6 protein-coding genes and 2 pseudogenes are annotated in these 8,859 nt (G+C 73.9%); 6 read left to right on the top strand and 2 right to left on the bottom strand.

The window, feature by feature from the left end; translation table 11 throughout:
• The 3 genes and pseudogenes from AOK09_RS17970 to AOK09_RS17960 all read left to right on the top strand — a co-directional run.
• A pseudogene (locus tag AOK09_RS17970) lies at nucleotides 1-276 on the top strand (SGNH/GDSL hydrolase family protein); the annotation flags it as partial.
• A gap of 407 nt (nucleotides 277-683) precedes the next feature.
• Complete coding sequence (locus AOK09_RS17965) at nucleotides 684-2,957, top strand: rhamnogalacturonan lyase family protein (RefSeq protein ID WP_055588224.1); 2,274 nt, start codon at nucleotides 684-686, stop codon at nucleotides 2,955-2,957.
• A 221-nt stretch (nucleotides 2,958-3,178) separates the two neighbouring features.
• The gene (locus AOK09_RS17960) at nucleotides 3,179-5,380 is read left to right on the top strand and encodes an alpha-galactosidase (protein ID WP_055588223.1); all 2,202 of its coding nucleotides are present in this window, start codon (nucleotides 3,179-3,181) and stop codon (nucleotides 5,378-5,380) included.
• Nucleotides 5,381-5,506: 126 nt separating this feature from the next.
• On the opposite strand, the gene AOK09_RS40180 is transcribed toward AOK09_RS17960, so the two are convergent.
• Nucleotides 5,507-5,647 carry a hypothetical protein gene (locus AOK09_RS40180; RefSeq protein ID WP_157875934.1) on the bottom strand — a complete coding sequence of 47 codons (141 nt, stop codon included), beginning with the start codon at nucleotides 5,645-5,647 and terminating at the stop codon, nucleotides 5,507-5,509.
• A gap of 237 nt (nucleotides 5,648-5,884) precedes the next feature.
• A complete protein-coding gene (locus AOK09_RS17955; protein WP_055588222.1) occupies nucleotides 5,885-6,496 on the bottom strand; it encodes a TetR/AcrR family transcriptional regulator in 612 nt (203 codons plus the stop codon).
• Nucleotides 6,497-6,813: 317 nt separating this feature from the next.
• Between AOK09_RS17955 and AOK09_RS17950 the strand changes: the two genes are divergently transcribed.
• The 3 genes and pseudogenes from AOK09_RS17950 to AOK09_RS42205 form a co-directional block, all read left to right on the top strand.
• A complete protein-coding gene (locus AOK09_RS17950) occupies nucleotides 6,814-7,260 on the top strand; it encodes a hypothetical protein (RefSeq protein WP_157875933.1) in 447 nt (148 codons plus the stop codon).
• A pseudogene (locus tag AOK09_RS17945) lies at nucleotides 7,257-8,424 on the top strand (multicopper oxidase family protein); the annotation flags it as partial. The gene AOK09_RS17950 and the pseudogene AOK09_RS17945, both read left to right, overlap by 4 nt.
• Before the next feature lie 2 nt (nucleotides 8,425-8,426).
• Nucleotides 8,427-8,836: multicopper oxidase domain-containing protein (locus AOK09_RS42205; RefSeq protein WP_245687343.1), on the top strand; the 410-nt coding region annotated here is incomplete at its 5' end.
• Nucleotides 8,837-8,859 lie beyond the last annotated feature (23 nt).

Raw genomic sequence — 8,859 nt, 5'->3', positions numbered from 1 at the left:
GTGTGGGGTGGGACGCTGCTGCCGTTCCGGGGGTCGGCGATCTGGAACGGGGAGCGGGCCGCGGTCTGGCAGGCCGTCAACGACTGGATCCGCACCTCGGGGGCGTTCGACGGCGTGGTCGACTTCGCCGCGGCCACCGCGTCCCCGGACGACCCGCTGACCCTGCATCCCGCCTACGACAGCGGGGACCGGCTGCACCCCAACGACGCGGGCACGCGGGCCATGGCCGATGCCGTCGACCTGGACGCACTGCTCTCCCGGGGTGCGGCCGGCTGACCGCGGCCCGGCGCGCGGCGCATCCGGCTCCCGGGCGGGCATCCGGCGCGTCCGCCCCGGTGACGGCGGCCGGTACGGGCCCCGGCGGGCCAGGGGCGAGGCCGGGCCGCCCCCGGGGGAACTCGGCCGCGAACGGCCAGCCGGGCGCCTCCTGACAGCGTTGACACGTCCCCGCCATGCGGCGATGCTGACACAACGCTTCCGCCCGTGCCGCCCGGGCGTCCGCATGGAGATGTATCGGCTGCAGCGCAAGCGTGGACCGGCCCCACAGCACCGCGCCCCGGCTCCGGCGGCCCGAAGTGCACCGTGGCGATCCCACGACCAGCCGAGGCGCCACCCGATCGGGTCCCCGCCCCCGAGTCCGTGTCGGACGCGGCGGCCGACCCGCCCACTCTGGAGAACTCCGCATGCCCACCCATCGGAAGTCCCGCCGCCCAGCGGCGGTCTGGGTCTCCTGCGCCGCCGCGCTGGCCGCAGCGGCAGGCGTCACCGCACACGCCGGAACGGCAGCCGCCGCCACCACCGACTGCCGGGTCGACTACAGCGTCACCAGCTCCTGGCAGGGCGGCTTCGGCGCCACCGTCACCATCACCAACCTCGGTGACGCGCTGCCCGGTTGGAGCCTCGCCTGGGACTTCGGCGCCGGCCAGACGGTCACCCAGGCCTGGAACGCCGACGTCACCCTGAACAGCACCCAGGTCACCGCCAGGAACGTCAGCTACAACGGGGCGATCGCCACCGGCGGCACCGCCTCCTTCGGCTTCAACGGCGTACTCACCGGCACCTCCAATCCGGCGCCCACCGCCTTCACACTCAACGGGGTGCAGTGCACCGGCTCGACCGGCGGCACCACCCCGCCGACCGGCCAGCCGCCCACCAGTCAACCGCCGACCAGCCAGCCCCCGACCAGCCAGCCGCCGGCGACCGGCTCCGGACGGCAGGTGGAGAAGCTGGACCGGGGCGTGGTGTCGGTCCGCAGCGGCTCCGGCAATCTGGTCTCCTGGCGCTGGCTCGGCACCGACCCCGACAACGTCGCCTTCAACGTCTACCGGGGCTCGACCAGGCTCAACTCCTCGCCGCTGACCGGCGCCACCGACTATCTGGACTCCGGCGCCGCCGCAGACGCCTCCTACACGGTGCGGGCCGTGGTGGGCGGGGTCGAGCAGGCCGCCTCGCCGCCGTCGCTCTCCTTCGCCGACGGCTACCACGACGTGCCGATCCAGCCGCCGTCCGGCGGCACGACACCGGACGGGGTGGCGTACACCTACGAGGCCAACGACGCCAGTGTGGGGGACGTGGACGGCGACGGGCAGTACGAGTTCGTGCTCAAGTGGTCCCCGACGAACGCCAAGGACAACTCGCAGTCCGGCTACACCGGCGACACCTACCTGGACGCCTACCGACTCGACGGCACCCGGCTGTGGCGGATCGACCTCGGCCGCAACATCCGCTCGGGCGCCCACTACACCCAGTTCCAGGTGTACGACTACGACGGCGACGGCAGGGCCGAGGTGGTGATGAAGACCGCCGACGGCACCGTGGACGGCACCGGCAAGGTCATCGGCAGCGCGTCCGCGGACTACCGCAACTCCTCCGGCTACGTCCTCTCCGGACCCGAGTACCTCACCGTCTTCAACGGCCTGACCGGCGCCGCCCTGCAGACCGTCAGCTACGACCCGCCGCGCGGCACCGTCTCCTCCTGGGGCGACAGCTACGGCAACCGGGTCGACCGCTTCCTCGCCGGCACCGCCTATCTGGACGGCAAGCGCCCCTCGATCATCATGGCGCGCGGCTACTACACCCGTACCGTCATCGCCGCCTGGGACTGGCGGGACGGCAGACTCACCGAGCGCTGGCGGTTCGACACCAACGACTCCGGCAACGGCTCCTACGCGGGCCAGGGCGACCACCAGCTGGTGACCGCCGACCTGGACGGCGACGGCAAGGACGAGATCGAGTACGGCGCCATGGCGGTGGACGACAACGGCGCCCGGCTGTGGAACACCGGCCAGGGGCACGGGGACGCGCTGCACGTGGGCGACCTCGACCCGTCGCACCCGGGCCTGGAGGTGTTCAAGGTCGACGAGGACACCTCCAAGCTCGCCGCCTGGTTCGCCGACGCCCGCACCGGGCAGATCCTCTGGTCCAACCCCAGCTGCGGCTGCGACAACGGCCGTGGTGTCTCCGACGACGTCTACGCCGGCAGTCCGGGGGCGGAGTCCTGGTCCGCGGGGGTCGACGGCCTGTACAGCGACAAGGGCCAGAACATCGGCCGCAAGCCCGGTTCGGCCAACTTCCTGGCCTGGTGGGACGGCGACCCGGTCCGGGAACTGCTGGACGGCACCCACATCGACAAGTACGGCACCAGTGGGGACACCCGTCTGCTGACCGGCTCGGGTGTGCACTCCGACAACGGCACCAAGTCCACGCCGTCGCTCTCCGGCGACCTGTTCGGCGACTGGCGGGAGGAGGTCGTCTGGCCCACCACCGACAACACCGCGCTGCGCATCTACTCCACCCCCGTCCAGACCAACCTGCGCATCACCACCCTGATGCACGACACCCAGTACCGCACCGCGATCGCCTGGCAGAACACCGCCTACAACCAGCCGCCGCACCCGAGCTTCTTCCTCGGGGACGGCATGGCCACCGCGCCCCGGCCCCAGGTCTACACTCCCTGAGCGCTCCATGACTCACCGCCAGAATCCGTCTCCGCGGTCAGCCGGCCGCGGGGACGCCCGACGGCGGCGGCCGGTCGCGCGGGGTCCGGTGCGGCCTCCCGGGCCGCCGCCGGGGGCTGGTGCGGGGGCGAAGCACCCGGGTAGGGTCGGGATTCTTAGGCCGCCGAACAAAGTTCGTCGATCGGCGGCCGCTGGGCGACGACTGTGAGGACCAGATCCCCATGGCACCACACCCCACAACTCCCGGTTCCGGCATCACCCATCTGCGGGCGGCCGGGGTGAGCCTCGTGCTCGACCTCCCGGACGGCGGACTCCCCCGCGTGCTGCACTGGGGCGCCGACCTCGGCCCGCTCCCCCGGCAGGCGCTGGAGGACCTGCGGCTCGCCCTGGCCCCGCAGCCGATCGGCAACTCCGTGGACGGACCCGTACCGGTGGCGGTACTGCCCGAGCAGTCCGCCGGCTGGCTGGGCACCCCAGGACTGGTCGGCAACCGCGGCGGCCGGGACTTCTCCACCGCCTTCCGGGTCCTCGGCGGCGAGCTGCCGGACGACGACCGGCAGCCCGGCACCGGCGGCCGCCTCCTGGTCCGGGCCGAGGACGCGAACGCGGCCCTGGAGCTGGAGCTGACGGTGGAGCTCACCGCGACCGGACTGGTACGCCAGCGCGCAGCGGTCACCAACCGGGGCGACTCGGTGTTCGCCCTGGACGCCCTGAACCTCACCCTGCCGGTCCCCGCGGCGGCCACCGAACTGCTCGACTTCACCGGTCGCCATCTGCGCGAACGCAGCCCCCAGCGCACCGCCTTCACCCAGGGGCTGCGGATGCGGGAGAACCGCACCGGACGCACCGGCTACGACTCCGCCTATCTGCTGGCGGCGGGCACGCCCGGCTTCGGCAACCGCTCCGGCGAGGTCTGGGCCGTGCACAACGCCTGGTCGGGCAACCACCGCACCTTCGCCGAGCGGACCTACCACGCCGTCTCCCTGCTGGGCTCCGGTGAACTGCTGCTCTCCGGCGAGGTGCTGCTGGAGCCGGGCGCCTCCTACGAGTCCCCGTGGCAGTACGGCTCCTGGGGCGTGGGCCTGGACGAACTGTCGGCCCGGTTCCACCGCTGGCTGCGCTCCCGCCCGCACCATCCGCGAACCCCGAGGCCGGTGGTGGTCAACACCTGGGAGGCCGTCTACTTCGACCACGACCTGAAGCGGCTGCGCGACCTGGCCGACGCCGCCGCGGCGGTGGGCGCGGAGCGCTTCGTGCTGGACGACGGCTGGTTCGGCTCGCGACGCGACGACCGGCGGGGCCTGGGCGACTGGTACGTCTCCGACGAGGTGTGGCCGGAGGGGCTGGGCCCGCTCACCGACCATGTCACGGGGCTGGGCATGCAGTTCGGCCTCTGGGTCGAGCCGGAGATGATCAACGAGGACTCCGACCTGGCCCGTGCCCACCCCGACTGGATCATGGCCGCCGAGGGGCGGCTGCCCGGAGCCGCCCGCTCCCAGCAGGTACTGGACCTCGCCCGGCCGGAGGCCTTCGCCCACATCCTTGAGCGGCTGGACGACCTGCTCACCACCTATCCCATCGCCTACCTCAAGTGGGACCACAACCGGGACCTGGTGGAGGCCGGTCACCGGCCCACCGGACGCGCCGGGGTCCACCAGCAGACCCTGGCCACCTACCGGCTGATGGACGAGCTGCGGCGGCGCCACCCGGGGGTGGAGATCGAGTCCTGCTCGTCCGGCGGCGGCCGGGTCGACCTGGGGATCCTGGAGCGGACCGACCGGGTGTGGGTCTCCGACTGCATCGACGCACTGGAGCGCCAGCAGATCCAGCGCTGGACCAACGCCCTGATCCCGCTGGAGCTGATGGGCACCCATGTCGGCTCGGGCGTCGCCCACACCACCGGACGGCGGCACCCGCTCGGCTTCCGGGCCGGGACCGCCCTCTTCGGGCACTTCGGCGTCGAGTGGGACCTCACCACGGCCACCCCCGAGGACCTGACCGGGCTGGCCGAGTGGATCGCGCTCTACAAGGAGCTGCGGGGCCTGCTCCACAGCGGCACCGCGGTGCACGCCGACCACCCCGACCCGGCCTACCGACTGCACGGGGTGGTCGCCGAGGACGGCTCGGAGGCGCTGTACGCCCTGGTGGCCATGGGCACCTCCGAGCTCTACCCGACCGGCCCGGTACGGCTGCCCGGTCTGGACCCCGACGCCCTCTACCGGGTACGCCCCCAGGCCCCGGGCGACGTCCCGGACGGCAACGCCCACCACTGGGGCGTCCCGCTCCCCTGGTGGACCCCCGAGGGGATCACCCTGCCGGGACGGGCGCTGGCCTCGGCGGGGCTGCAGGCGCCGGTGCTCTACCCGGAGCGCCTGGTGCTGCTGCGGGCGACCAGGACCGGGGGGCACTCCCCCGCGCAGTGACCCCGCACCGCCCCCCGGCGGTGGGTGCCCCTGCGCGGGTGGTGCCGCCGGGACGGGCGCTCCCGTCCCGGCGGCACCAGGTCATCCGGCTCCCCGGTCTCCTGGTCGCCCGCTCCTCCGGGGTGGTCAGAAGGTGCTGGGCACAAGGGCGTTGCCGGAGCAGCCGTCCCCGGTGCAGGGCGCGTCCGGGCCGGCCTGGGCCACACCGCCGGCGGCCCTGCCCGCGAGAAGGGCCGGGGCGACGCCGGGCCTGGCGAGCTTGCGCACACTGTCTCCTTGCTGGTGGTCCCGTACGGCACGCCGGGGCCGGGACGCCCTGCGGCGTCCCGGCCCCGGGTCCTCCGTGCGCGCGCCGGTCCCGGGCAGCGCCCAACGGGAGGAGTTCTCAGCTGAACTGACGCCCTGCCGGGCGCCGGGCGTTGCATCACCTGACGGTCTGTGACCACGGTCACACGGCGCAGCGAGGGGCCACGGCTCCGCCGGGAGCCGGGCCAGACCGGGTTCTCACGCCCCGCCGGCGCCCTGGACGCCGTAGACGCGCAGAACGGCGGTCCGGAGGGACCGGTTCGCCTCCCCCGGTGTCATCGCGCCGGTTGCGACCTGCTCCGCGGCGGTGTGCCCCAGGGCGACCGTGGCGGCCAGCAGCCAGCCGGGCGACAGTTCCCGGTCGAAGTCGCCCGCCTGCTGTCCCCGGCGGACCAGCGTGACCAGCCGGTCGAGGACCGGCTGGTGCCGGGCGTGCTCCTCCGGGGGCGACGCCGCGGCGGCGTGTCGTCCGAGCAGCGGGAGGCGTTCCAGGGTCTGCCAGCTCGCGTCGAGGAATCTGACGAGCGCCTCGGGGGCCGGGCCGCGGTCCAGGTCCGCGGCGTCGATGGCGGCCAGCGCCTCGCGGGTGGCCAGGTCGACGACGGCGCCGAGCAGGATCTCCCGGGAGGAGTAGTGCGCGTAGACGGTCTGCCGGGTGACACCGGCGGCCTCGGCGATGTCGTCCATGCTCGCCTCCGGCCGCTCACTGAGGAGGGCCACCGCCGCGGCGAGGACGGCGGCGCTGCTGCGTTCCGCGTCGGCCCGGCGGCGTCGGCGGCGAGGGGGCTGGGTGGGTTCGATCTCGGACACGGTTGTCAACTTTACCGAGGCTTGTTAATTTTGACATTGACGTAAGAGATAAGTTCTCTGCGCACACCGGCGCATGGCCGTCTCCGTCGACATCCACGCCTGCCCTGGAGCCGCCATGCAGACCCTCGCCGGCACGCCCGCCCGGCCCCGCGCCGCCGGCCGGAACCACTGTCGGGCGGGCCCCGCGTGCGGCGGCCCCCGGGGCCACCGCGCGGCTCCGCGGCCCGGCACCGCAGCCGGGGCCCGCGGTACGAACCGCACCCCCGCACCATCGCCACCCCGGCGGACCCCACGGTCCGCCCGTCAAAAGGAAACACATGACTGAACGTCAGTTAGGCTTCCACCGCGCGGTGCTGATCTTCCTGCGCGCCTCCACGGCCACCGTGGTCCTGCTCGGACTGGCGGACGCCCTGCTCGCCGGCAGCTTCCTCAACGGCCACTACGCCATGCTGCAGGCGCACCGGATCTCCGGCATGGCCACCGCGGGCGTGGCCGTGCTCCAGGCCCTGGTGGCGATCCTCTCCCGAGCGATCCGGCGCGGACTGCGGCTGCCGACGGCGGGCGCCACCGCACTGGCGGTCGCGCTCTCCCTCCAGGTGGTCCTCGGACTGGGGCGCGTACTGGGTCTGCACGTCATGCTCGGGGTGGTGGTCGTCACCGGCAGCGTGCTGGTCACCGCAGGGGTCTGGCGGACTCCCCTGCCCGCCAGGGTCCGGCCCGGCGCACCCACCGGTGCGCACCCGCGGATCGCGGCGACCTCATGACCGGCCCCGGTCTCGGCCGCCGCCGCTTTCTGGCCGCCGGCGCGGCCGCGGGCGGGCTGGCACTCGCCGCCCCCTTCGGGATACGGCTCCTGGGCCCGGGACGGCCGGGCCGGCTGCTGCACAGCAGAGTGCCGCTGCCCGCCCCGTACCAGGTGCCGCTGACCGTGCCCCCGGTGCTCGGACCCGTCCGCTCCGACGGCACCTCGGACGTCTACGAGATCACCCAGCGGGTCGCCCGGCTGGAGATCCTCCCCGGGCTGACCACCCCGGCCTGGACATACGGGGGGACGTTCCCCGGGCCGACCGTCGTCGCCCGCGCCGGACGGCGCATCACCGTACGCCACCGCAACGAACTCCCCGTCCCCACCGTGGTCCATCTGCACGGCGGCCACACTCCGGCGGACAGCGACGGCCACCCCACCGACCTCGTCCTCCCCGTGGGCGGCACCCGCTCCGGCGGCTCCTCCCCGGGCCCGGACTGCATGGCCGACATGCCGTGCCACGGCGCAGCCGCGCGCACCGCCACCGGCGAGCGGGAGTACACCTATCCGACGGACCAGCGGGCGGCGACGCTCTGGTACCACGACCACCGGATGGGCTTCACCGGCCCCGGGGTCTGGCAGGGGCTGGCCGGCTTCCACCTGGTCCACGACGACGAGGAGGAGGCCCTGCGGCTGCCCCGCGGCGACCGGGACATCCCGCTGATGATCACCGACCGGTCGTTCGCCGAGGACGGTTCGTTCCAGTACCCGTCAACCGACCCCGCGCTGCGGACCCCCGGCGTCACGGGCGCCTACATGGACGGCGTCCTCGGCGACGTGGTCCTGGTCAACGGCTCCCCCTGGCCGGTGCTGCGCACCGAGCGGGCCCGCTACCGGCTGCGTCTGCTCAACGCCTCCAACGCCCGCCCCTACCGCCTGGAGCTCCATCCGCAGCCGCCCGGTGGCGGCGGCCTGGTCCAGATCGGCGGCGACGGCGGGCTGCTGGAGCGCCCGGTACGGCACGACGCGGTGGAACTGGCCCCGGCGGAGCGGCTGGACGTGGTGGTCGACTTCTCGGCGTACCGTCCCGGGACCAGAGTGCAGTTGCTCAACCGCTTTGGCACGGGCACCGCGACGAGGGTCATGCGCTTCGACCTCTCGTCGGCCGCCGCCGCGCCCGCGGNNTGCCGGAGCGCCTCGGCACGGTGGAACGGCTCGACCCCGCCCGTGCGGTGGCGACCCGGACCTTCGCCTTCCGGCAGAGCCGCAGCTCCGGCTGGACGGTCAACGGTCTGCCGTACCTGCCCGGCCGCGCGCTGGCCCGGCCCCGGCTGGGCACCGTCGAGGTCTGGCGGTTCGTCACCGACTTCCACCACCCGGTCCATCTGCACCTCAACCACTTCCAGGTGCTCTCCCGCGACGGCCGCGCCCCCGGACCGTACGACGGCGGCTGGAAGGACACCGTCGACCTGCGCCCCGCACAGGCCGTGGAACTGGCGGTCCGCTTCACCGACCACCGCGGGGCGTTCATGATGCACTGCCACAACCTCGAACACGAGGACATGGCGATGATGGCCGACTTCGTCACCGAGTGACCGGTCCGCCCCTGTGCCCACCC

The organism is Peterkaempfera griseoplana, from assembly GCF_001418575.1.
Taxonomy (GTDB): domain Bacteria; phylum Actinomycetota; class Actinomycetes; order Streptomycetales; family Streptomycetaceae; genus Peterkaempfera; species Peterkaempfera griseoplana.
This window is presented reverse-complemented; position numbering and strand designations above follow the sequence as displayed.